At 61.1% G+C, this 20,606-nt stretch carries 25 protein-coding genes, 1 tRNA gene and 1 pseudogene; 14 read left to right on the forward strand and 13 right to left on the reverse strand.

Translation table 11 applies throughout. The annotated features are described in order from the left end of the window. The first annotated feature begins 77 nt into the window (after positions 1–77). From FJ527_RS26285 to FJ527_RS26305, 5 genes are all read left to right on the forward strand, one after another. Complete coding sequence (locus tag FJ527_RS26285) at positions 78–689, forward strand: histidine phosphatase family protein (protein WP_140824404.1); 612 nt, start codon at positions 78–80, stop codon at positions 687–689. A 104-nt stretch (positions 690–793) separates the two neighbouring features. Continuing rightward, positions 794–1,312, forward strand: a complete 519-nt coding sequence (locus tag FJ527_RS26290; RefSeq protein WP_246677810.1) for a sigma-70 family RNA polymerase sigma factor — start codon at positions 794–796, stop codon at positions 1,310–1,312. After that, positions 1,309–2,082 (forward strand): anti-sigma factor, encoded by a 774-nt coding sequence (locus FJ527_RS26295; protein ID WP_140824406.1) that lies wholly within the window; start codon positions 1,309–1,311, stop codon positions 2,080–2,082. Before FJ527_RS26290 ends, FJ527_RS26295 begins: the two co-directional genes overlap by 4 nt. Before the next feature lie 23 nt (positions 2,083–2,105). Then, positions 2,106–2,822, forward strand: coding sequence for a Bax inhibitor-1/YccA family protein (locus FJ527_RS26300; protein WP_015317911.1), 717 nt, complete (start codon positions 2,106–2,108; stop codon positions 2,820–2,822). A gap of 198 nt (positions 2,823–3,020) precedes the next feature. Then, positions 3,021–3,908, forward strand: coding sequence for an aldose 1-epimerase family protein (locus FJ527_RS26305; protein ID WP_140824407.1), 888 nt, complete (start codon positions 3,021–3,023; stop codon positions 3,906–3,908). A 69-nt stretch (positions 3,909–3,977) separates the two neighbouring features. On the opposite strand, the gene FJ527_RS26310 is transcribed toward FJ527_RS26305, so the two are convergent. Beyond that, positions 3,978–4,889, reverse strand: coding sequence for an agmatinase (locus FJ527_RS26310; protein ID WP_140824408.1), 912 nt, complete (start codon positions 4,887–4,889; stop codon positions 3,978–3,980). A gap of 297 nt (positions 4,890–5,186) precedes the next feature. Between FJ527_RS26310 and FJ527_RS26315 the strand changes: the two genes are divergently transcribed. The 4 genes and pseudogenes from FJ527_RS26315 to FJ527_RS26330 all read left to right on the forward strand — a co-directional run bounded on the left by FJ527_RS26315 (position 5,187) and on the right by FJ527_RS26330 (position 6,921). Further along, entirely contained in the window at positions 5,187–5,510 is a 324-nt protein-coding gene (locus FJ527_RS26315) for a hypothetical protein (RefSeq protein WP_140720482.1), read from the forward strand. 76 nt (positions 5,511–5,586) lie between these two features. Then, positions 5,587–5,787: pseudogene (locus FJ527_RS26320) on the forward strand (hypothetical protein); the annotation flags it as partial. Beyond that, on the forward strand, positions 5,784–6,110 hold the full coding sequence (locus FJ527_RS26325) for a hypothetical protein (protein ID WP_140824409.1): 327 nt from the start codon (positions 5,784–5,786) through the stop codon (positions 6,108–6,110). The pseudogene FJ527_RS26320 and the gene FJ527_RS26325, both read left to right, overlap by 4 nt. 151 nt (positions 6,111–6,261) lie before the next feature. Then, positions 6,262–6,921, forward strand: a complete 660-nt coding sequence (locus FJ527_RS26330; RefSeq protein ID WP_140824410.1) for a DUF1629 domain-containing protein — start codon at positions 6,262–6,264, stop codon at positions 6,919–6,921. A 218-nt stretch (positions 6,922–7,139) separates the two neighbouring features. Here the strand turns inward: FJ527_RS26330 and FJ527_RS26335 are convergent, their stop codons facing one another. The 7 genes from FJ527_RS26335 to FJ527_RS26365 all read right to left on the reverse strand — a co-directional run bounded on the left by FJ527_RS26335 (position 7,140) and on the right by FJ527_RS26365 (position 14,731). Further along, a complete protein-coding gene (locus FJ527_RS26335) occupies positions 7,140–7,961 on the reverse strand; it encodes an MBL fold metallo-hydrolase (protein ID WP_140664441.1) in 822 nt (273 codons plus the stop codon). Then, positions 7,958–8,752, reverse strand: a complete 795-nt coding sequence (locus FJ527_RS26340) for a TatD family hydrolase (protein WP_140824411.1) — start codon at positions 8,750–8,752, stop codon at positions 7,958–7,960. The genes FJ527_RS26335 and FJ527_RS26340 overlap by 4 nt, the downstream gene beginning before the upstream one ends. Continuing rightward, positions 8,752–10,305, reverse strand: a complete 1,554-nt coding sequence (metG, locus tag FJ527_RS26345; RefSeq protein ID WP_140664447.1) for a methionine--tRNA ligase — start codon at positions 10,303–10,305, stop codon at positions 8,752–8,754. Before metG ends, FJ527_RS26340 begins: the two co-directional genes overlap by 1 nt. Positions 10,306–10,447: 142 nt before the next feature. Beyond that, entirely contained in the window at positions 10,448–11,503 is a 1,056-nt protein-coding gene (locus tag FJ527_RS26350) for a DNA polymerase III subunit delta' (protein WP_140792876.1), read from the reverse strand. After that, positions 11,500–12,174, reverse strand: coding sequence for a dTMP kinase (gene tmk, locus FJ527_RS26355; protein WP_140619634.1), 675 nt, complete (start codon positions 12,172–12,174; stop codon positions 11,500–11,502). Before tmk ends, FJ527_RS26350 begins: the two co-directional genes overlap by 4 nt. Before the next feature lie 80 nt (positions 12,175–12,254). Beyond that, positions 12,255–13,418 carry a D-alanyl-D-alanine carboxypeptidase family protein gene (locus FJ527_RS26360; RefSeq protein ID WP_140824412.1) on the reverse strand — a complete coding sequence of 388 codons (1,164 nt, stop codon included), beginning with the start codon at positions 13,416–13,418 and terminating at the stop codon, positions 12,255–12,257. A 92-nt stretch (positions 13,419–13,510) separates the two neighbouring features. Beyond that, positions 13,511–14,731: a septal ring lytic transglycosylase RlpA family protein gene (locus FJ527_RS26365; RefSeq protein WP_140824413.1), complete on the reverse strand. Its 1,221-nt coding sequence runs from the start codon at positions 14,729–14,731 to the stop codon at positions 13,511–13,513. A gap of 263 nt (positions 14,732–14,994) precedes the next feature. On the opposite strand from FJ527_RS26365, the gene FJ527_RS26370 reads away from it, so the two are divergent. After that, positions 14,995–15,084: transfer RNA gene (locus FJ527_RS26370), tRNA-Ser, on the forward strand. A 114-nt stretch (positions 15,085–15,198) separates the two neighbouring features. Here FJ527_RS26370 and FJ527_RS26375 read toward each other — a convergent pair. The 3 genes from FJ527_RS26375 to FJ527_RS26385 form a co-directional block, all read right to left on the reverse strand. Then, a complete protein-coding gene (locus tag FJ527_RS26375; protein WP_140824414.1) occupies positions 15,199–15,453 on the reverse strand; it encodes a hypothetical protein in 255 nt (84 codons plus the stop codon). Positions 15,454–15,561: 108 nt separating this feature from the next. Then, the gene (locus tag FJ527_RS26380) at positions 15,562–15,825 is read right to left on the reverse strand and encodes a hypothetical protein (protein ID WP_140824415.1); all 264 of its coding nucleotides are present in this window, start codon (positions 15,823–15,825) and stop codon (positions 15,562–15,564) included. Further along, on the reverse strand, positions 15,822–16,145 hold the full coding sequence (locus tag FJ527_RS26385) for a hypothetical protein (protein ID WP_140824416.1): 324 nt from the start codon (positions 16,143–16,145) through the stop codon (positions 15,822–15,824). The genes FJ527_RS26380 and FJ527_RS26385 overlap by 4 nt, the downstream gene beginning before the upstream one ends. 404 nt (positions 16,146–16,549) lie before the next feature. On the opposite strand from FJ527_RS26385, the gene FJ527_RS26390 reads away from it, so the two are divergent. Next, positions 16,550–16,948: a hypothetical protein gene (locus FJ527_RS26390; RefSeq protein WP_140824417.1), complete on the forward strand. Its 399-nt coding sequence runs from the start codon at positions 16,550–16,552 to the stop codon at positions 16,946–16,948. Beyond that, entirely contained in the window at positions 16,945–17,184 is a 240-nt protein-coding gene (locus tag FJ527_RS26395) for a hypothetical protein (protein ID WP_140824418.1), read from the forward strand. The genes FJ527_RS26390 and FJ527_RS26395 overlap by 4 nt, the downstream gene beginning before the upstream one ends. Positions 17,185–18,770: 1,586 nt before the next feature. Here the strand turns inward: FJ527_RS26395 and FJ527_RS26405 are convergent. Together FJ527_RS26405 and FJ527_RS26410 are read right to left on the reverse strand one after the other, a co-directional pair. Further along, positions 18,771–19,010: a hypothetical protein gene (locus FJ527_RS26405; RefSeq protein WP_140824420.1), complete on the reverse strand. Its 240-nt coding sequence runs from the start codon at positions 19,008–19,010 to the stop codon at positions 18,771–18,773. A 57-nt stretch (positions 19,011–19,067) separates the two neighbouring features. Continuing rightward, positions 19,068–19,928: an ATP-dependent DNA ligase gene (locus FJ527_RS26410; protein WP_140824421.1), complete on the reverse strand. Its 861-nt coding sequence runs from the start codon at positions 19,926–19,928 to the stop codon at positions 19,068–19,070. 121 nt (positions 19,929–20,049) lie between these two features. Here FJ527_RS26410 and FJ527_RS26415 point away from each other — a divergent pair, with 121 nt between their 5' ends. Together FJ527_RS26415 and FJ527_RS26420 are read left to right on the forward strand one after the other, a co-directional pair. After that, a complete protein-coding gene (locus FJ527_RS26415; RefSeq protein ID WP_140824422.1) occupies positions 20,050–20,238 on the forward strand; it encodes a DUF3606 domain-containing protein in 189 nt (62 codons plus the stop codon). Next, entirely contained in the window at positions 20,225–20,464 is a 240-nt protein-coding gene (locus tag FJ527_RS26420; RefSeq protein ID WP_246677811.1) for a hypothetical protein, read from the forward strand. Before FJ527_RS26415 ends, FJ527_RS26420 begins: the two co-directional genes overlap by 14 nt. Positions 20,465–20,606: the final 142 nt, after the last annotated feature.

Genomic DNA, 20,606 nt, shown 5'->3' on the forward strand with positions numbered 1-20,606 from the left:
CAGCGGTTTTGATCGCGCCGGCACGAAAGGCGGCACCTGCCGGTGCTGCTTTTCAACCACTTCAGAGAAGGCATGCCATGCTCGTCCGTCTGACCATGATCTGCGCCGGTGCCACGGCGGCGACCCGGAAAGGGCGGTTTCCCTCGGATGAACCGCTGGAGCCACGATCGCTGACATTGGCAAAGGCGATGCGCGGGACGCTGCGTCGCTCCGACCGTGTGTGGACAGCGCCGGCGCTTCGCGCCTGTCAGACCGCCGAGGCGCTGTCGCTGAACGCGTCCGTCGATCCGATGCTGGCCGACCAGAATTACGGACGATGGGCAGGCAAGAGCTTTGAAGAGGTGCAGGCGCGACAGCCTGAAGAAATCGCCGCATGGTTCATGGATCCGAATGCGGTCCCGCATGGTGGTGAGCCGCTGGCCGATGTTGCCCGACGGACCGCCGGATTGATGGATCGATTGATCGCCGAACGTGGCCATACCATCGCCGTGACGCATGCCAGCGTCATCCGCGCCGCGATCCTGCATGTTCTCGGGGCGCCGCTTGCCGCCAGCTCGAAGATCGACGTCGAGCCACTGAGCATCACCGATTTGCGCAGCGACGGCCGCCGGTGGGTGTTGCGCGCTTGCGGTGTCACGGTTCCCAAACCGGCAAAACCACTTGGACCTAAGGGCGCTCACGGCACCTAGGCGAGACGAGATACCTGCAGCCGATATATTTTCCCGCGAAGAAAAAACGGCACGGCCGGGATTAAAATCCCCACATGCTCCGTAAACAGGGCATGAAACGGTCGATGCCACGCTTTGACATCATTGGACAGCTCGGGTCGCTGCGGCGCTACGCCCGTTCGCTGACGCGCGACGGCGTCGAGGCCGAGGATCTCGTCCAGGACGCGCTGGTGCGCGCCTATGAGCGGCGCGGCACGTTCCGCTCGGGCGGAAACCTGCGCGCTTGGCTGCTGTCGATCGTCCACAACACCTTCATCGACCGTCTGCGCTCGCGCCGCTCGGAAGCCGCTCGCCTCGAACAGGCCCGATATCTGGCCGACGGCAGCACCCCGGCGCCGCAGGACCATTCCGTGCGCCTGGCGCAGGTTCGCGAAGCCTTTTTCAGCCTGCCGGAAGAGCAGCGCTCGGCGCTGCATCTGGTCGCCATCGAAGGGCTCTCTTACCAGCAGGCCGCCAACGCCAGCGGCGTGCCGCTGGGCACGCTCATGTCGCGTATCGGCAGGGCGCGCGCCGCCCTGCGCCAGATGGAAGAGGCGCCGGCACGCGGAAAAAACCATCTCAGGATCGTGGGAGGTGACTCATGACGGCTCTTGTCGACCCGGTTACGGATGCCGATCTCGACGCCTATGTCGACGACCAGCTCGACGTCAGCCGCCGCATCGAGGTCGAAGCCTTCCTGTCGGCGCGTCCAGACACGGCCGCGCGTGTGATGTCGGATCTGCGCACCCGCGACGAACTGCGCGTGGCGCTGGCCGGTTCCGAAGGCATGGCGCGGCCGGCGACGGCCGATGCGGCGCGGCGGCTGGAGAGGGGGCTTGGCCGGGGCCGCATCTTCGGTGTGCTGCAACGCGCGGCAGCGGTCGCCGCTTTCGTTGCCGCCGGCTGGCTGGCCAACGGCATCGTCGGGCCGATGTCGGTGACCAAGGTCGTCGCTTCACCGCAGCCGCCCGCCTATGTCGACGAGGCGGTACAGGCACACAGGACGACGCTGCTGCGCGAAAACATGCCCTCGCAGACCGAGGCGCCTAATTACAATGCCGGCGAGATCCGCGCCGCCACCGCCATCGTCATGCCGGCACTGCCGAAGGACTGGAAGGTCCGCGACGTGCAGATCTATCCGTCGCGCTTCGGCCCGAGTGTCGAGATTGCGGTCGACACCAAGGAGATGGGCCTGGTTTCGCTGTTTGCGATCCGGCCGGGCACTTTCGATGTGGTCAAGCCGACCGTGGCGCCCTCGGGCGACATCTCCTCGGCCTATTTCCAGATCGGCGATGTCGCCTACGCTGTCGTCGCCAAGAGCGAGGTTCATGATCTCGACCGCGCTGCCGAAACGCTCGCCAGAACACTTTACTGACCAATCCACAAAGGAGAGCTCGAATGAATACGCCCAATCTTGGATACCGCGTGGGCACAGGCGCCCGGACTGGAGCCGTCTATGACGAGGGCCTGCGCCAGCACATGCTGCGCGTCTACAATTATATGGGCCTTGGCCTGGTGGTTACCGGCCTTGTCGCCTTCCTGGTGTCGTCGACGCCGGCGCTTTATGTGCCGATCTTTTCCAGCCCGCTGAAATGGGTGGTGATGCTGGCGCCGCTCGCCTTCGTGCTCCTGTTCTCGTTCAAGATGCAGACCATGTCCGCGGCAAGCGCGCAGGCGATGTTTTGGGCCTTCTGTGCCGTCATGGGCCTGTCGCTGGCCTCGGTGTTCCTCGTCTTCACCGGCACCAGCATCGCGCGCACCTTCTTCATCGCCGCCACCATGTTCGGCGCCACCAGCCTCTACGGCTACACGACAAGGCGCGACCTGACGCAGTTCTCGTCCTTCCTTATCATGGGCCTGATCGGCGTGGTGATCGCCAGCATCGTCAACATCTTTCTCGGCTCGACCGCGCTGCAGTTCGCCATCTCGGTGATCGGCATCGCCGTGTTCATCGGCCTGACGGCCTGGGACACGCAGACGATCAAGGAGCAATACGCCGAGAATTTCGATGCGGAGTCGCGCCAGAAGCTCGCCGTCTTCGGTGCCTTCTCGCTCTACCTGAATTTCATCAACATCTTCCAGCTGCTGCTGAATTTTACCGGCGAGCGGGAATAGTCCGGACCGTAGCAGGCAACAGCTTTGAGTCTTGGCTGGCCGGAGGGAAACCTCCGGCCATCTTCTTTCGAAAGGGGCGCCTGGCCCACCATCAAGGTTCATCGCGATCGCGTGAAATGCAAATGCCGTCCGCCACCTTGAGTTCACGCCCGGCCATTTGCTAGCCTGCCGGCCACGCCGGACGAACCGCGAGGACGTATGGAACAGGACAGGCTGACGCTTCATGGTGAGGGCATATCGGCAACCATCATCGCCCACGGCGCAGAGTTGGTTTCCCTGCGGGATGCACGAGGTTTTGAGTTCCTGTGGCAGGCTGGACCGGCCTGGCGGCGCCATTCGCCGGTGCTGTTTCCGATCGTCGGCCGGCTGAAGGGCGATCACCTGCACCATCGCGGCCAGACCTATCCGATGACGCAGCACGGCTTCGCCCGCGACAAGCCTTTTATGTGGGCGGAGAGGGGGCCTCGATCCTGCACGCTGGTGCTCACCGACGACGCGGAAACCCGAACGCACTACCCGTTCGCATTTCGACTGGCCGTGACCTATACGCTGGGCGAGGCGCAACTCGACATAGAATTCGAGATTACCAACCCGGGCGGCGACGAACCGATGCCGGCGTCGATCGGGGCGCATCCGGCGTTCAACTGGCCGGTTCTGCCCGATACGGCCAAGGACGCCTATCGCCTGACGTTTGCCAAGGCAGAGCCAGCGCCGATCCGCCGGCTGAAGGATGGCCTGCTCATCGCAACGCCGCAGCCAACGCCGGTCAAAGGCACTGTGCTCGAGCTGTCCGAACGGCTGTTTGACGACGACGCTGTGATCCTGGACCGGCCGGCCAGCAACAGCGTTCGCTATGGCGCCGATGACGGTCCGGCGATCGAGGTCTCATGGCAGGGATTTCAGGAAGTGGGCATCTGGTCCAAACCCGGTGGCGCACCGTTCCTGTGCATCGAGCCCTGGCACGGCATTGCCAGTCCGTTGGATTTCGATGGCGAGTTCACCGACAAGCCCGGCCTGATGCTGATCGCGCCGGGCGCGAGGCGTTCGCTGAGTTACCGGATCAGCCTGGAGCAGGGGCCTCGGTAAAAGTTTTCCTGCAAGCCATGAAGCGGGCGCAAAGGCGGACCGGGGCCGTATTCCACCTCAGGTCGGGTCTCAAACCTGCCTGACCAGGGCGCCGATAACATTGACAAGAAGGCGCGCGGCGGTGAGCGCCGACAGGCCGTCAATGTCGTATGGCGGATAGAGCTCCACAAGATCGAATCCGGCGATCCTCGCTCGCTTGCCCAGGCCCGCGATGAGATCGATGACCTGCGTATAGGTGAGGCCGCCGGGCGTACGCGCGGCCACGCCCGGCATGATGCCGGGGTCGAGACTGTCGCAGTCGAGGGTAACGACGACTCGCGCGCCTTCCGGAATATGGCCGAGCGCCGCTTCGACACCCAGAGCATGGACCTCGCGAGCGGTGACGAAACGGCTGCCATAGCGCCGCGCCGCTTCGATTTCCGTGAGGCGTGCGCTGCCGACGCTGCGCAGTCCGACCTGCACCATGCCGGCGACATGCGCCATCTCGCTCGCGCGGCGCATCGGGCTGGAGTAGCCGTGGCGTTCGCCATGCACCTCGTCTCGCCAGTCGATATGGGCGTCGATCTGCAGGATCCAGACAGGCCCGTGATCCGCGAAGCCGGCGAGGAAGGGACTGACCACGGAATCGTCGCCGCCGAGCAGGATGGGCACGGCCGGCAAGGACAGGACCTCGCGCGTCTTCGCCTCGATCCGGGCGCGGTTGCCGGCATTGTCATGCATGATGGTCAGGATGTCGCCGGCGTCGACGCAGCAGACCGGCTTGCCGTCGAACAGCGGGCCGCCGAGATCGAAATCCCAATGCTCGACGAGCGCGGCATCACCCTGGCTCGCAACGCGGATGGCATCGGCGGCCAAGGCATGACCGCTGCTGTCCTTGCCGGGATAGGTGCTGCCGTGCCCAGCGCCGAAGATCACCGCGCGGGGGGCCGTGTCATCGACGAGGCGATCGGGCAAGCCGAGAAAGGAAGATCGTGTGGTCATTCTTGATAAACCTTTGAGTCCAGCCGAGGCGTGATGGATTGAAGCTAGCGTAGTTGCTGGGATGGTCGAATTCCATTGCCGAAATCGCCGTCCAGAAGTTCCGTCGGTTCCAAGCTGGAGGCGGCCCTGAGACGGGGACATTGAGCTTGCTAAAGTGGGTAAACGTTGCAGATTACTGGAACTGCGATAAAGCGAATGGACCGACCGAGGAAAATCCGCATGATCTATCTTTGTTGTCGAGTGCCGCGGTTCTTATGGCCGAACGCATCCGCATAGATGTGGTTGATGGGGAAGGGAATGACATTGCCAAAGTTCTCATGGCAGGCAGGTCTCCTTTTCGGCCTATGCGCTACTCCCGTTGCCTTCCTGCTGGCACTCTTTTCGGCCGGAGCTGGGCATGGCGACTATGTGCTAGCCCGCATTCTCTATCCAATCCCCATGTTGGCAACTCTTTTGACCGACAACACGATTACCAGCCTTTCCCTAGGGTTGGCTGTGGCACAGTTTCCTGCCTATGGGGCATTTGTTGCTCAAGCCGGCCGCGCCGGTTGGTTGGCGCTTGGCCTCGTCCACGTCATTGCAATAGCAACTGCTTTCAGCGGGGTGCTCGACTATTTTTAGGAACGCCTACGACGCCTCGCTGCCGCTACGCGCAACGGAATCAGCCAGCAGGTAGCGCTGCGCTGGCAGCTATGCTTATTTGCGCGAAAGACAGCCGCCGACTCTCATCGCCTGGGGACCGGAAGATGGCTACATGCCGGCCGCAGTGAAAGGCGCCGGCCACTGGCTTCTGGAAACCCATTTCGATAGCGCGCTTCCGCTGGTGCGGGACTTCCTGACGCGCGTCCATGGCTCAGCACAAGGATTTGAAGAGGTGCAAAAGGAGAAAGATCGATGACGACAACGCCGACCATCGCACGCATCTGGCGCGGCCGTACCCGGGCTGACGTAGGCGACGCTTACGAAGTCTACTTGAGAGCCGAAGGTATTCCGCCGCTTGAGAAGACCGCCCTGGGCGTCCAGCTGTTTCGCGAGGATCGCGAAGGGGAAAGCTGGTTCACCACCATCTCGTACTGGCCCGACCACGAATCGATGACGGCTTTCACCAAGGGTGAGCCAACCAAGGTCCACCATCTCGACCGCGACCCGGAGTTCCTGATCGAATTACCGGAGCGAATCCAGCTCCACCGCATCCTGCTCGACCACCGGAGGCTGCCCTGATGCGACCGGTCGCGATGTAGGAACACATGGAAAGCGTCGCGCGCCGCCGCCGCGTCATCTGGCATGATATGCTCGGTACGGGCGTCCGCCAAACCGGACGCGATGTCTCGAGCGACGTGCCGGTGTCGGCGGCGCCGGGTCAGGAGGTCGGGTGAAAATCTATAGTCCGCGTGTAGTGGAGGGACAGGAATGGGTTCTTCCCCAACAAGCCGAGGACTACCAGCTATTCGCGAGCCTCGGCGACCTGGGCCAGAAGCGATGGCGTCCGCCGCGGATGAAATTCCTGCGCGAGCAAGAAGACGGAACACCCCGGTTATATTCGGATTTTCCTTGGCTCGGCGAGCACGTGCTCATTCTGAGGAGCACGCCGTTGAAGGTGCTAAGGCCGATTCTAGAACCGTATGGTGACTTCCTGCCGCTTCGTGCTGACGAACCCATATCGCTGTTCAACGTCACCAATGTGGTCGATGCGATGGACGAAGAACGTTCAAGAACCGTCCGGTTTGACGATGGCGGTATCATGACGATCGAAAATCTCGTCCTTCGGCCGGAGGCCATCGGCGGGGCCGAGATATTCAAGTTGCCGGAGCGGCCCGATGGCGTGCGACTATCCGATATCTATCTGCAAGAGACCATCGTGCGTCAGATTGGCGAGCTCGGATTCAAAGGCATCGCCTTTGAATTGGTCTGGAATGACGAAGCGGTCGGTCGCGACAGGATCGAATACCGCGGCATGGAGCGGCGTGCGCCAGTTTCATTCGCGAGTTTGAGACGCTTTTGGTCCGGTCTGCTTCGGAAGCCCGGGCTGTGAAGCAGGGCTGTGAGATGGATTCGAGATGCTTTTTACGCCGTGATAAAAGTCGCATAAGATAGATTATGGAACCTACGCACGTAGCGCGGCCGGGGAATTGCTGCGGTTCCGACCGCTGTCGGCAATCATCGTGAATGGGCGCCACCGGCACTTCACGACCTCGAACCCATGGTCGAGCGTTCAAACGACGACTTGAAACGCCAACTGAGCAGCAGCCTCTAGCGGTTTGACTCGTATGGGATTTCGATCACCATGCCATCATAGGCTGGTTCGACATTGTCGGGCGTCTCGGCCATCACGGCGGTGTAATCGAGCGGCACGTGCATGTGCGTCAGCACGGCGCTCCCAGGCGAAACCGCCTCGATCCAGTCCAGCGCCTGGCCAAGCGAAAGATGGCTTGGATGCGTGTTGTATTGCAAAGCGTCGATGACCAGCATGTCGAGACCTCGCAGCCGTTCTGCGGTGGTCTTGGGAAAGTCGCTGACATCGGGACAGTAGGCGAGCCCACCGATGCGGAAACCCAGCGAAATGATGTCGCCATGGATCTGGGGCAGCGGCTCGAAGGTGAGGGCACCCCCCTCTCCTTCGATCACGACCGGCCTGGTATGATCGATGATGTGGGCGTCGACGATCGGCGGATACGAACTGCCTGCCGGCGTCTGGAAGCAATAGCCGAACGCCTCGCGCAGCCGCAGCATGGTCGGCTCGTCGGCATGGATGCCGATGCGGTGCCGTTGTTCCAGCACATAGCCGCGCAGGTCATCGATGCCGTGGATGTGGTCGGCATGCGGATGCGTGTAGATCACCCCGTCGATGCGCCTGACTGAAGCCATCAGCATCTGCTCGCGGAAATCGGGGCCGGTGTCGATGACGACCGTGGTGCGGCCGCCATTGGCGGCAATGCGCTCGACAAGCGCCGCCGTGCGCATGCGCCGGTTCCTGGGATTGGTGGGATCGCAATTGCCCCAGTCGCCGGTGATGCGCGGCGTGCCTGGGGATGACCCGCAGCCGAGAATTGTCAGTCGCAGCCGGTCGCTCATGTCTCGAGCGCCTGCTGGCGAGGCATTTTTCCAAACAGCCGAAAGAAATTATCGGTCGTCACCGCCGCGATCTCAGCCTCGCTGACGCCGATTGTCTCGGCCAGCACCTTCGCGGTTTGCGCGACGTAAGCCGGCTCGTTGCGCTTGCCGCGAAACGGCACCGGCGCCAGATATGGCGCGTCGGTCTCGACCAGCAGCCGGTCACGCGGCAAATCGGCGGCGATGGCGCGCAATTCGATCGAGTTCTTGAAGGTCAGGATGCCCGAGAACGACACATAGCCGCCTAACGACACGCCGACCTCCGCGAGCCGCCGTCCCGACGAAAAGCAATGCAGGATGAACGGGAAGGCGCCCTTCCCTGTCTCGTCCTCGAGAATAGCGGCCATGTCGTCGTCGGCATCGCGTGAATGGATGACGAGAGGCAGCCCGGTCTCGCGGGCGGCGGCGATATGAGCGCGAAAACCCTGCGCCTGCGCATCGCGCGGTGCCTTGTCGTAGAAATAATCGAGACCTGCTTCACCGATCGCCACCACCTTTGGGTGAGTGGACAGGCGGACAAGGTCGGCGGTGGTGACGTCGAGCTCCTCGGCGGCATTGTGCGGGTGAGTGCCGACCGAGCAATAGACTTCGTCGAAAGTTTCCGCGATCTCAAGAACTTGCTGAAACCGCTTCACGCGCGTGGAGATCGTCACCATGCGGCCGATTCCGGCCGCCTTGGCGCGGGCGACAATGGCCGCCCGCTCCTCGGCGAAGTCCGGAAAGTCCAGATGACAATGGCTGTCGACGAGCATCAGGCGTTCGCGTCCGTCTGTTCGACATAGCGCGGAAACACGCCCTCCGGCGCAGGCAGCGCCGTCCCGGAAACAAGCGCGTGGTCGGCGTGGACATGCACGAACTCTCGATTGTCCGCCGGCACCGCCAGCAGGTCGAGCAGCTTGCCGGCCGAGCCCGGAATGAAGGGCTGGCATAGAACCGCCACGCGCCGGACCACTTCGGCCGTCGTCCACAGCACCGTTTCCATGCGCTCGGGATTGGTTTTCTTGAGCGCCCAGGGTTCCTGTCCGGCGAAATACCGGTCGGCTTCCGCAACCACGCCGAAGATCGCCGCCAGTGCCAGATGGATGCCCTGTTCCGCCATTGCCTTGCGCGCGGTGGCGAGAGCGTCGATCGCTTGATCCAGGATCACCTTGTCGGCTTCCGCCAGGTCGCCGCGCTTCGGTACCACGCCGCCGCAATTCTTGGCGATCATCGACAGCGAGCGCTGCGCCAGATTGCCGAGACCGTTGGCCAGATCGGCGTTGGTGCGGTTGACGATCGCTTCATGGCTGTAGCTGCCGTCCTGGCCGAACGGCACTTCGCGCAGGAAGAAGTAGCGTACCTGGTCGAGGCCATAATGCTCGATCATGGTGAACGGGTCGATGACGTTGCCGACCGATTTCGACATCTTCTCGCCGCGGTTGAACAGAAAGCCGTGGCCGAAGACGCGCTTCGGCAGCGGGATGCCGGCCGACATCAGGAAGGCCGGCCAATAAACCGCGTGGAAGCGCACGATGTCCTTGCCGATGATGTGCGCATCGGCTGGCCAGAACTTCCATTTCTCATCTTTTTCATCGGGATAGCCGACGCCGGTGATGTAGTTGGTCAGCGCGTCGACCCACACATACATGACATGCTTTTCGTCGCCGGGTACCGGCACGCCCCAGTCAAATGTGGTGCGCGAGATCGACAGGTCCTTCAGTCCCGACTTGACGAAGCTCATCACCTCGTTGCGGCGCTCGGCCGGACCTATGAAGTCGGGCTGGCCTTCATAAAGCGCGACGAGCTTGTCCTGATAGGCCGACAGGCGGAAGAAGTAGCTCTCTTCCTCGACCCATTCGACCGGCGTTCCCTGCGGCCCGTAGCGGACATTGTCGGGACGGACCTCGGTCTCCTCCTCGCCGTAATAGGCTTCGTCGCGCACCGAGTACCAGCCGGCATAGCCGCCCTTATAGACGTCGCCATTGGCGGCCATCGCCTTCCAGATCGCCTGCGAAGCAGCGTAATGGCGCTCCTCGGTGGTCCGGATGAAATCGTCGTTGGAGGCGTTGAGCGCGGTCGCCATGCGCTTGAACTCGGCTGAATTGCGGTCGGCCAGTTCGCGCGCAGAAATGCCTTCGCGCTTGGCTGTCTGCAGCATCTTGATGCCGTGCTCGTCGGTGCCGGTAAGGAAGAAGACCTGCTTGCCGTCGAGCCGCTGGAAGCGGGCAAGAGCATCGGTGGCGATCAGCTCGTAGGCATGGCCGATATGCGGCTTGCCGTTCGGATAGGAAATCGCGGTCGTGATGTAGAATGTGTCGCGTGACATGAATGAACCGTCATGAATGTCTGAATGGAGGCCGTGGCGGTGGATATCGCATCGGAATGGCGATTGCCATCCCGAGACCAGTGCATGCCGGCCAAAAGTGGCCCCGGTTTAAGGGGCAACGGCATGCACCAAAAAAGGCCCGTCACATTCGCATTGCAGAATTCAGGCGGTCGATCATGGTCAGGGCGTGCTGCTTTTTGTCGAGATTGTAGGTGTCCGTCTCAGATATAGCGTCCAGCGCCTCATGCCAACTGTCCGACAGCGTTTTGGCCCGCTTGAGATCGCCAGCCCGCGCCGCCTGGCTTGCCGCATCCGACAGAAGGTCCAGCGCCCGGCGATTGAAGATGTCGAACTGTATCGCCTGGTCCTTGCCCGCGACCGCCTCGGCCAGGCGATAGGCGCCGCCAATATCGCTCTTTCCCGTGGCCACCAGTCCATCCAGTGTCCGCGCGATCTCCAGCCCGCCATACTGCGTCAACAGGATCGCGTTGCGGGCGCTGCCCCCTGCCCGCTCGACCAATGCAGCCCTCGCGGCCGGATCGTCGGGCGGCGGCGGCTCCGCTGTCTCCAGCACCGCCATCAGTTCGTTGGCGTCGAGCGGTGTCAGCCGCACCACCTGGCAGCGCGAGCGGATCGTCGGCAGCAGACTGCCGGGTGCATGGACGATGAGAATGAACAGGGTCCGTGCCGGTGGTTCCTCGAGATTCTTCAGCAAGGCATTGGCCGCATTGGCATTCATGTCGTCGGCCGGGTCGACGATCACCACCCGGTAGCTGCCGTCATGCGAAGTCAGCGACAGAAAGCGGCTGACCTTGCGGATTTCGTCGACGGTGACGACAGTCTTGAAACTCTTGGTCTTGTCGTTCAACGGGCGGGTCAGATGCAGTACGCCGGGATGCGCGCCGGTTGCGATCTGGCGAAACAGCGGCGAGGCCGGATCGGGAACCGCTAGGTTGCCAGGCGCCTGGTCGAAGGCCGGATGCTTCAAAAGGTGGTGGGCGAGATGGAAGGCGAGCGTCGCCTTGCCGATCCCGACCGGACCGGCGAAGATAAGCGCATGCGGCAGCTTTCCCGCACGATAGGCGGCGGCAAGCATGGTGACGGCCTGCCCGTGTCCGACCAGACGCGGTGTTTCGGAGGGTTCCGGCACGCCGTCCAGCGTATCATGCTGTTCCGGCGCGATGCGTTCGAAGATCATACGGGTGCGACCTGCCTGTTGCGCTCGGACGCCCTTGCCTCCAGTGCCGCGAACACGGTCGCCGTGACGACATCCTCCACCGTGTCCGGATCGGCGGACGCATCGACGACGATGCAGCGTTCCGGCTCTGCCGCGGCGATCGCCAGGAACGCTTCGCGGCGGGCCTGGTGGATGGCCAGCGTCTCTTTTTCGAAGCGGTCGGCTGTGGCATCGCTGCCACGCCGCAACGTCGCGCGCTTCAAACCCTCGGCCGGGTCGATATCGAAGATCAGCGTCATGTCGGGCATCATGCCGTTGACGGCGACCTGTTCCAGCATGGCCATGAATGCCGGATCGATCCCACCCGTAACGCCTTGATAGACACGCGAGGAATCCAGGAAGCGGTCACAAAGCACGATGGAGCCGCGTTCGACCGCCGGACGAATGACCTGCTCGACGTGGTCGGAACGCGCGGCTGCGAAGAGCAGCGCTTCCATCTTGGGCCCGAACGGTTCGGCGGCACCCGAAAGCAGCACATGCCTGACCGCTTCGGCGCCCGGCGAGCCGCCCGGCTCGCGTGTCCGTACGACATCATACTTCTTGGCGCGCATCTTGGTGGCCAGCCGCTCGATCTGTGTCGACTTGCCTGCGCCTTCGCCGCCTTCGAAGGTGATGAAAAAACCGCGCGCCAACCGAGGGCCTTTGTTCGTGTTCGAGTGGATTGTTGGGCTGTAGATAGTCCGCGTTCGGGAAAACGTCCATGCCGTCGGCGCTATCGAAGCCAGCCGATCGCCAGTTCCTTGACGGCATCGAGAGCGCGTTGCGGCAACGTGCCGACGCTGATCGACTCGGCGGCGAACAACGGTGTCTCCTGGCTCAGCGTGTCGCCGATCCAGACGCGCAGTGCGCCCACCGGCTGCCCCTCCTCCACCGGTGCCGCGACCGGGCCGGTGTAGATGATCCTGGCCGTCAGCTTGTCGCGGTTGGTGATCGGCAGGAAGATGTCGATCGGACCTTTTGCCTTGAGCGTCACGCCGGATTTCATGCCGCCAAAAACCTGGGCCTCTCCGACCACCTCGTCCTTGGCGAAGATTTCGGTCTTCTCGAACGAGCGAACGCCCCAATCGAGCAGTTTGCGTGCCTCTTCTGCGCGCTCCTTGTCATTTGCCAGCCCGCTCATCGCCGCGATCACCCGCGTGCCGTTGTGGCTGGCCGAAGCCACGATGCCAAAACCGGATGTCTCGCTTGCGCCGACAGCCAGGCCGTCGGCGCCGATATCCATCGCCAGCAACGGGTTGCGGTTCCTCTGCGAGATCTTGTTCCAGGTGAAATCCTTCAACCCGTAATACCGGTAGAAATCGGGGTATTCGCGCCATAGATGCAGGGCGAGCTGCGCCAATTCGCGCACGCTTGTCTGTTGGCCGTCGGCCGGCAGGCCAGTGGAGTTCACGAAAGTCGACGTCTTGAGGCCGATCTGGCGCGCACGTTCGGTCATCTCTCCGGCAAAATTGTCCTCGGATCCGGCCATGCCTTCGGCGATGACGATACAGCCGTCATTGGCGGCCTGCACGGTCACCCCCTGGATCAGGTCCTCGAGCCGGATCGCCGATTTGAGCTTGGCGAACATCGTCGAGGTTCCCGACGGCGCGCCACCTTTGCGCCAGGCGTTTTCGCTGACCACGAACGTATCGTCGAGTTTGAGGCGCCCGGATTTGAGGGCGTTGAAAACCACTTCCATCGTCATCAGCTTGGCCATCGAAGCCGGCGGAATGGGTTTATCGGCATCTTTCGAAAACAGCACCGTGCCGGTATCGGCATCGATCATGAAGGCCTGCGCGGCCTTGGTCTCGAAAAGCTGCGCTTGGGCCGGCGAAAGCGTAAGCAGGAGGCTGAGGAGAAAAAAAACGGCGAAAGGCTGTAGCAAGCGAAACTGCATGAAAATCGACCCGTTGGCCGGCCCCTCCGGCGTCCCGAAACTATCGGGCTTTTTCGGTGAGGGATCAACTGCCGGGCGCAACCGGCGCTGGATCAGTCGCGCACGACCAGCGCGTCGGGCGCGCCATGAGACCACGCCGCCTTCAGCAACTCGTCCAGACCGCCATGGCCGTCCGGATAGAGGTTGACCGCATACCAGTCATTGCCGTCGAGATCGGAGCGCTGGATTTCTATTCTGCCGAAGGGCTTTAGTGCCGAGGCCACACGTGTGGCTTCGGTGGCGTCGTCGAACGTGCCGGCGGCGACATAGTCGGCACTGGATGGCGCCGCTTGGCGGCCGGTGTTTTTCCACGACCGCAGGATGTCTGCGGGCGACATGCCGCTGTCGTCCAGAGCGGCAAAGACATCCGCGCGATGGACGCGTTCATCCGCATAGGACAGCGACGCCATGGCGAACGGCGATTGCGGCGGCAGGCTGATCTGCGGCCGTTCCGGCACGATCGGTCCAAAATCGGGCAGCGCCGGATCGCCGAAGGCCGGCTGCGCGGCCATCCGTCCCTGCATCGGTGCCGCGGCATCCGTCAGCTGACCTGGAAACGGCACGGCGGCCGCGCCGACCGGAAGGCTCGGCGAAGGCCCGTTCATGGCCACCATGACGCCGGTCGGCAGGCCATCCGATGGGTCCGGTATGCGGTTGCCTGGATGGTAAGAGGCCATCAGGTACTGATCGTCATTGCCGTCGAGCGGCGCGCGGCCGACATATTCGACCTTCACCTTCGCGGTACCGACCTTGTCGTAGTCCAGCATCTGCGCGGCTCGCTCCGAGACGTCGATGATGCGGCCCTCATGGTAGGGGCCGCGGTCATTGACGCGCACGATGACCGAACTGCCGGTTTCGAGGTTGGTGACGCGGGCATAGCTGGGCAGCGGCATGGTCGGATGCGCCGCCGTCAGATGCGCCATGTCGTAGACTTCGCCATTGGCGGTCAGCCGGCCATGGAAGGCGTCGCCATACCATGATGCCAGACCCACCTTGGCGTACTTCTTGTCTTCCTTGGGATAATACCACTTGCCGCGCACCTGATAGGGCTTGCCAAGCTGGTCGCGACCGCCGCCGCGCCGCATGAAGGCAGCGCGCGGACTGGCCTTCACCCCATATTCGGTCTCGGCGAAATATTCCTTGGAGCGGGTCTTCTTGTAGACCATCCCTTTCGGCTCGGGCTGCGACGCGCAAGCGGCGAGCAATGCAGCCGACGCTGCAAGCAACGCAACCGTGGCAACGCGACGAAGACGCGGGTGCGTCACAGTCTGCATTCTTGATTGCCCCCTAAATCTCATGAAGACGTCGCATCCGACCATCAGAGGAGCCAAAGCACTCACTCGACAATGCCAACGACGCCTCGAACCCCGATCCTTTGTGCGCAGGAATTGTTTATCACGGTATTAACCGATTGTGGCCGGAACCGGGCAAGATTGTGACGCCGCCTGTCCTGTCCTAGGCTCAGGGAGCGACCTGCTCATGCAAGCCGGTTGACAGGCCTTTGCCGGGCACACTAGAGCAGTGGCCGGCAGTCGCTGGAGGGATGGCCGAGCGGTTTAAGGCACCGGTCTTGAAAACCGGCGTGGGCGCAAGTTCACCGTGGGTTCGAATCCCACTCCCTCCGCCATAACGTCAACAATATCAACGTGTTAGGCGGCATTTCCTAGCCATGCCATAACTGATGACCTACCCCCAAAAAAAGAAAAAGCCCGGAAAGCCGAAGCCGCCGGGCCTGTGAACCCTAGACCTTGCGGAGGTGCGGAGCCGGATCGCCCTCCTCTACTTTTTGGAAAATATCTTCCAAGCCTTGTCTGAGACGGCTCATTTCGTCGATCAATTCGGCCAACTCCGAAGTCTGAGCTGAGGTCGCGCTTCCCTTTTCCAACGCAGGTCTGAGTTCGCCGACGCGCTTGGCTATCTCGTCAACTCGTCGCTTTTGATCATCGGCTGCGAAACGCGCTCGGTCGAGTCGTGGGTCGTTATATCTTTTTGTCATCCGCAAAAGACCTCCGCTCACGGTTTTTAAGGTTGTAGCCGAACTGCCTAGAGATTTCATAGGCCCGCCACCGGGTGAGGCAGCGGGCCAATCGATCAACCAGTTCGTTTAATTCACTGCCGCGCTACCGGTCGGGCCGAAAAGCACTTCATCACTGATTTCGGTGTGCTTTACCGTCGCCTGCGACATTGCGAGCATCGTTTCGAACGTTACGATGAACTTGGCCACACACACGCGCTCCTGGCTCCCATCATAAGCGCGCTGATTGGCGAAGTAGGAAACCCGAAAGAGGTTCTTCGAAATCTCCTCGACACGGCCGACGCCCTGCACAAATGTATCCATGATCACGGCCGGCTCTACCATGTCGGTCATATTACCACCTGCTCCCAAGGGGTGGTGGTGAGCCAAGCCTTGACCTCATCAAGTGACGCGCCACTCTGTTTCATCGACCACACATGCTCGATCCGGTCGTAAAACTGTGATCGAACGCGAGCGGCCACTTCAGGCGGAAGGGTGTCTAGCATATCTTCAATGCTGCGCAGTTTGGCCTTGGCGCTTTCTCTGGTCGGTGGTGTGGGCGGGGTGATCAGAAGGGCCAGCGGTGCCGGCAATGCCGCAGCGCCAGCTATAGCCGGCAGAGAGGCAATCACGCCGAAAATGGCGCGTCGTGTCAGTGTTGCATGAGAGGTCATTGTCCCAAGTCCCTCGGTATCGGGCTTATCACGGCCCTTGTAGGCGACGTGACAGACGCCGCAGCCGGGGGGTGATAACTCGCCGAGAGACGAGCCGAACGATTTTAAGCCTCACGGCTCTGGACATGGCGTTCGCCCCCGGCCATAAAGGTCGGGTCGCGCGACCGCCAAGTCGCACGCTTGAACAGCGGAAAAGATTGCCGCCGTTCATCAAGCCGTCCCTTCCCGCCAAGGAAGGAACCTCCGCCAAGAGGTTGTTCGGCTCTATCTCGGTCCGGGTTATCACGCCCACGGACACTTAGCCGCTGATTTGCTCAAATCGTCAAGCGCTCCTGAAAGGGAGCCGGCTTGCGTTCCGTATTAGAAGGTGCTGTTCTTCTAATCGAAGTCCGTGGGGGGATGAAATGGACATAGCAGCGGGACTGTCATTACTTTCGCAAGCATCTGGCATCGTAAAAGACCTGCGTGAAATCGATAAAGGTTTCGACGCCGCCGCGCTTAAGGCGAGGATGGCGGACTTATATGTTACCTTGGCCGATGTAAAAATTGCCCTTTCCGACGCGCGTGAAACAATTCATGACCGTGACAGGCAAATCAAAGATTTGGAGGAGAAGATCGTAGCACTTACGTCGGGTGAATTGTGCCCGATTTGCAACGGCGGACGGCTTAAGGCCATCAGCGTGCACGCCCATCCACATCTTGGAGCCGCTGGAGTTCAAGAGAAAACGCTGCAATGTGAGAGTTGCACGCATAGAGAAATGCGCATTCACGACCCTGAAGGCAGACTGAGGGGCAAAAAATGAGCGCGACACAGATATTCAATATCCTCGGCCTAGTTCTTACCCTGGTAGGAGTGGTCGTTCTTTTCCGCTACGGCATGCCTTACAAAGTACGTTCAGGCGGGATGGATTTAATCGGGATAGAGCAAACCAACCAAAACGAGATCGCCTTGGAGAAGCGCTACGATTTGTTTGGCAATTGTGGCTTGGTATGCATCATAGCCGGCACAATTCTCCAGATAGCGGCCAACGTCATCTAGCCACCACAGTCAGTGGGCGCGGAACAATGTGCGACCGCGCCACTGACTGGAATGCTTGTTTTTAATGCCTGGTCTTTCGATACCGGCGCCTAGCCTCAGCGATCACAAACGCGCGTGTAGCCCTATCCTCTGGCTCCCGGTCGTGCTGTTCCTCAACTGGCTCCTGTTCTTGATCAGGATCGCCGTCCATTTGGTCCAGAACCGCAATGAGGTGTTCAATCGTTGCCTCGACACGCTTGCGAAAGAACGAGCTCATTGCAGCGTCCTTTCCTGCCACTGAACGATAGGCGTGCCGCCAAGCTCCTTTATCGCTCTCAGGATGTGTTTGTAGTTCAAGCCAGATCGCCAGGATCTTCGCCTGAAATAACGACCTGACCTCGCGAATTCATCCAGGTCGGGCATGGAAATGTTCTGTCGCCAGCATTCCTCTCTGAGTTCATCCAGAAGCGCGTTGCCGGTTATCCGATAAGGTCGCTTGCGGGGTCGCGATAGCTTGCACTTGCAGCCCCGCCTCCAGATCTGTTTCATCGTCATTTCTGGGAAGGCGTCGCGAAGCTCTTGGGTCGAGCTGGTGCGATACATCTTCCGGAATAGGGTGTCCCGCTTCGCTGTCCATATATTGATTCTGCGGCGAACAATTCCGAGCACCGTGCACCGATGCTCAATGGCTTTCCGGCTGCGGTGAGGCAACGCCTTCGCCATGGCCTTGTAATCCGGATAGAGCGATCGACAGATTTCGTCCTCTTTCGGTATCCAAAGCTTCTGACCTAGGAGCGTGAAACCTCGCTGATGGATCTGTCTTCTAAGCCTCTCTCCTGCCGCTTGGTGTTGGGCTGCGCCTGCTAAGTACATTTGGGGCTCCTTCCCTCTCTTTGAACATCGTCATGAGCTTCTTCATGCCTTGGAGGTTTGAACCCGACCGCGCGAACCACACGCCGTCACGACATATAGTTTCGACTGCCGAAGCCATGGCGCTAGAGATAAGGGAAAGTTGTGCCCGTGAATCCCACTGTTATCCTCCCCTTTTCTAGGGAGTGTCTCATGGGCATGCTTGCACTCCTGCCTTGATTGCGCGATTGCTCAGTTAGGGCAACAATTGGGGCGGGGGCTGCGTGATACCGATGCGTCGGTCATCGCGCACGGCGATGGCATGATCACAGACTTATTTCTAACAGCGGTCGCTGCTTTTTCTATTCTGATTCCACTCTACTTCATCCTCAAATGACAGTGCGTCGGCCTCCAGTTTCAACGTGAACAAACCGGGGATTCACAGATTCGCGCACCGGGTATATGTTGCCCGGTATGGAACACGCTTTCGATGATCTCGCCAGCGCCTTGAAAGCCCCTCAGAACGGCCAGGGGAGCCGCTACAGCGCGTTTGCCCTGAAGATGGCAGCGAACTTGCTGCTGGGCTTCGCAATCGGCCTGGGCATCGCCATAGGTCACGCTGTAGCGGGCTAGCGGCCCATATTTGCGCTATTGCTAATATTAGGCCATGATCCCTTTGCCGGGAGGGATCGCCGGCATGGCCCGGTTGCCGGCCTCCAACCCAAAAAACACCCCACGGCAGCCGGGTCGCCCGTTTATTACCGGCCGCCCTTAGCCTTCCCATAGAGGTTGTTTTGCCCCATGCCCGACGTCTTGTTGGAATCGGGCGAGTAGATCAGCCCGACCGTCTTGCACTGGCAAGCGTCGCATTTCAGCTTCGGCCTCAGATCCCACTCCATTGCGGGCATGTCCGGTCCAAACCGGTCGCGGAGCTTTTCGAGCGGCAGGGTCTTGCTGTGGTTGCAGGCCGGGTTCTGGCAAAAGGCAGTGACGCACATCTTGGCGTCAATGAGAGATTGGAGCGTCCAGTTCTTGCCTATCAAAGCACGATGTCCCTATTTTTCCCGGAAGTCCTTCAGAGAGGCGTGACGTAGCTTCTCCTCGCCCTTCAGGAACCGCACGCGGCCGACTAGACCGGGTTTTAGCCATTCTGCCTTGTCGCTCTTAAGACCCTTCGGAACAGGTCCGCCGACCTTCCCCTGCACGCGATCCCATAACGCTTGCCGTTTGTCAGCCTTGAAGGTGACAAAGGCGCCACCGGCATAACGGCCTTTGTCGGCCATCAGCACCATCGCGGGTTTCCCCGCCTCACGCTGCACGCCAATGATGTCCATTTCCTTTTCGGTATAGCACTTGATCTTGCGCCAGTTCATCGTCGGCCCGCTGCGATATTTGCTCTCCTTGCGCTTTGAAACCATGCCCTCCAGGCCGGCTTGGTCGACAAGGTGATAAACGGCATCGCCGGTCCCAGGCATTGCTTCGCTGAACTGGATGCGGCCGCCGGTCGGGATCAATGCCTGGAGAATGTCGCGGCGGTCTTCCACCGGCATGTCGCGCAAATCGTGACCATTGAGGTGCAGGAGGTCGAAGGCCACCAGATAGAGGTCGCGAGATGGCGTTCGGCTGGTGACGGCTGACTGCATTGCATGGAAGTCAGACAGGCCGGCTTCGTTGATGGTGATCGCCTCGCCGTCGATGATGAAGTCTTTCGCTTCGATCGCCGCTGCTTCGCCGGCAAGCTGGATGTAGCGCCCGGTCCAGTCATAGCCGTTTTTGGTGATCAACCGAATCCCGTCGTCATCCTTGATGACCTGGGTCCTGTACCCATCGAATTTTATTTCGTGGATCCACTCGTCGCCCTGTGGCGGGGTGTCGACCAGTTCGGGCTCCATCGGCTTAATGAACTTCAGACGCATGAACACACTCGCAAAACCCCGACTCAATTAGCTTTGTCTAAAATTGTTCCGAAGGGAGACGCGGACGCTGAAACAAAGCGACCGATCGCACGTTGCGAATCTCGTCACAGGAGGAAAGTTAATGGCCGACGACAAGAGCAAGCGTGATGCCCGCGATCGGAACCGCATATCGGGTGAAGAGGATTATGAGGTCGCCTATTTCGCCCGGAAATTCCAGCTCACCATGCCGGAGGTGCGAGACCTCATTGCGAAGCACGGCAACGACCGTGAGACGCTAGAGCGAGAGGCGAAAGCGCTTGGAAACCGCTGAGCCCGAGACATTCGAGCGGCTTCGCGCTCTGCCCTCGATAATGATCTCGGCCGAGGACTGTGACGAGGCCCTTGGCTTGATCAGAATGGCGATCGAACAAACCTGTCCGGCCGGCGTGCTGGCTAGCCGAGAAATGGTCAATGCGCTCTATGGGCCGACCCCGATCCATGAGGCCGAGGCGCTGGCCAAAGCAATCATCGCCACGGTGGAGAAGCTGACGAAATGAAATGGCCCGCTGCACGAGGGGAAAGCAGCGGGCCGGTGCGCCACGGGCGGGAGATGAGTATGGCGCCTGCGGGTCGAACTTGGGCCAATCCAACTTGTTCCCGAGCCGTGCCGCCCTTTTTTAGCAGTGCCTAATCAAATCT

The sequence above is a fragment of the Mesorhizobium sp. B2-4-18 genome (assembly GCF_006441385.1).
Lineage (GTDB): Bacteria > Pseudomonadota > Alphaproteobacteria > Rhizobiales > Rhizobiaceae > Mesorhizobium > Mesorhizobium australicum.

Coding starts and splice junctions, on each gene's coding strand:
- FJ527_RS26285 (WP_140824404.1), top strand. CDS start 78: ATGCTCGTCCGTCTGACCATGATCTGCGCCGGTGCCACGGCGGCGACC.
- FJ527_RS26290 (WP_246677810.1), top strand. CDS start 794: ATGCCACGCTTTGACATCATTGGACAGCTCGGGTCGCTGCGGCGCTAC.
- FJ527_RS26295 (WP_140824406.1), top strand. CDS start 1,309: ATGACGGCTCTTGTCGACCCGGTTACGGATGCCGATCTCGACGCCTAT.
- FJ527_RS26300 (WP_015317911.1), top strand. CDS start 2,106: ATGAATACGCCCAATCTTGGATACCGCGTGGGCACAGGCGCCCGGACT.
- FJ527_RS26305 (WP_140824407.1), top strand. CDS start 3,021: ATGGAACAGGACAGGCTGACGCTTCATGGTGAGGGCATATCGGCAACC.
- FJ527_RS26310 (WP_140824408.1), bottom strand. CDS start 4,889: ATGACCACACGATCTTCCTTTCTCGGCTTGCCCGATCGCCTCGTCGAT.
- FJ527_RS26315 (WP_140720482.1), top strand. CDS start 5,187: ATGACATTGCCAAAGTTCTCATGGCAGGCAGGTCTCCTTTTCGGCCTA.
- FJ527_RS26325 (WP_140824409.1), top strand. CDS start 5,784: ATGACGACAACGCCGACCATCGCACGCATCTGGCGCGGCCGTACCCGG.
- FJ527_RS26335 (WP_140664441.1), bottom strand. CDS start 7,961: ATGAGCGACCGGCTGCGACTGACAATTCTCGGCTGCGGGTCATCCCCA.
- FJ527_RS26340 (WP_140824411.1), bottom strand. CDS start 8,752: ATGCTCGTCGACAGCCATTGTCATCTGGACTTTCCGGACTTCGCCGAG.
- metG (WP_140664447.1), bottom strand. CDS start 10,305: ATGTCACGCGACACATTCTACATCACGACCGCGATTTCCTATCCGAAC.
- FJ527_RS26350 (WP_140792876.1), bottom strand. CDS start 11,503: ATGATCTTCGAACGCATCGCGCCGGAACAGCATGATACGCTGGACGGC.
- FJ527_RS26360 (WP_140824412.1), bottom strand. CDS start 13,418: ATGCAGTTTCGCTTGCTACAGCCTTTCGCCGTTTTTTTTCTCCTCAGC.
- FJ527_RS26365 (WP_140824413.1), bottom strand. CDS start 14,731: ATGCAGACTGTGACGCACCCGCGTCTTCGTCGCGTTGCCACGGTTGCG.
- FJ527_RS26375 (WP_140824414.1), bottom strand. CDS start 15,453: ATGACAAAAAGATATAACGACCCACGACTCGACCGAGCGCGTTTCGCA.
- FJ527_RS26380 (WP_140824415.1), bottom strand. CDS start 15,825: ATGACCGACATGGTAGAGCCGGCCGTGATCATGGATACATTTGTGCAG.
- FJ527_RS26385 (WP_140824416.1), bottom strand. CDS start 16,145: ATGACCTCTCATGCAACACTGACACGACGCGCCATTTTCGGCGTGATT.
- FJ527_RS26390 (WP_140824417.1), top strand. CDS start 16,550: ATGGACATAGCAGCGGGACTGTCATTACTTTCGCAAGCATCTGGCATC.
- FJ527_RS26395 (WP_140824418.1), top strand. CDS start 16,945: ATGAGCGCGACACAGATATTCAATATCCTCGGCCTAGTTCTTACCCTG.
- FJ527_RS26405 (WP_140824420.1), bottom strand. CDS start 19,010: ATGTGCGTCACTGCCTTTTGCCAGAACCCGGCCTGCAACCACAGCAAG.
- FJ527_RS26410 (WP_140824421.1), bottom strand. CDS start 19,928: ATGCGTCTGAAGTTCATTAAGCCGATGGAGCCCGAACTGGTCGACACC.
- FJ527_RS26415 (WP_140824422.1), top strand. CDS start 20,050: ATGGCCGACGACAAGAGCAAGCGTGATGCCCGCGATCGGAACCGCATA.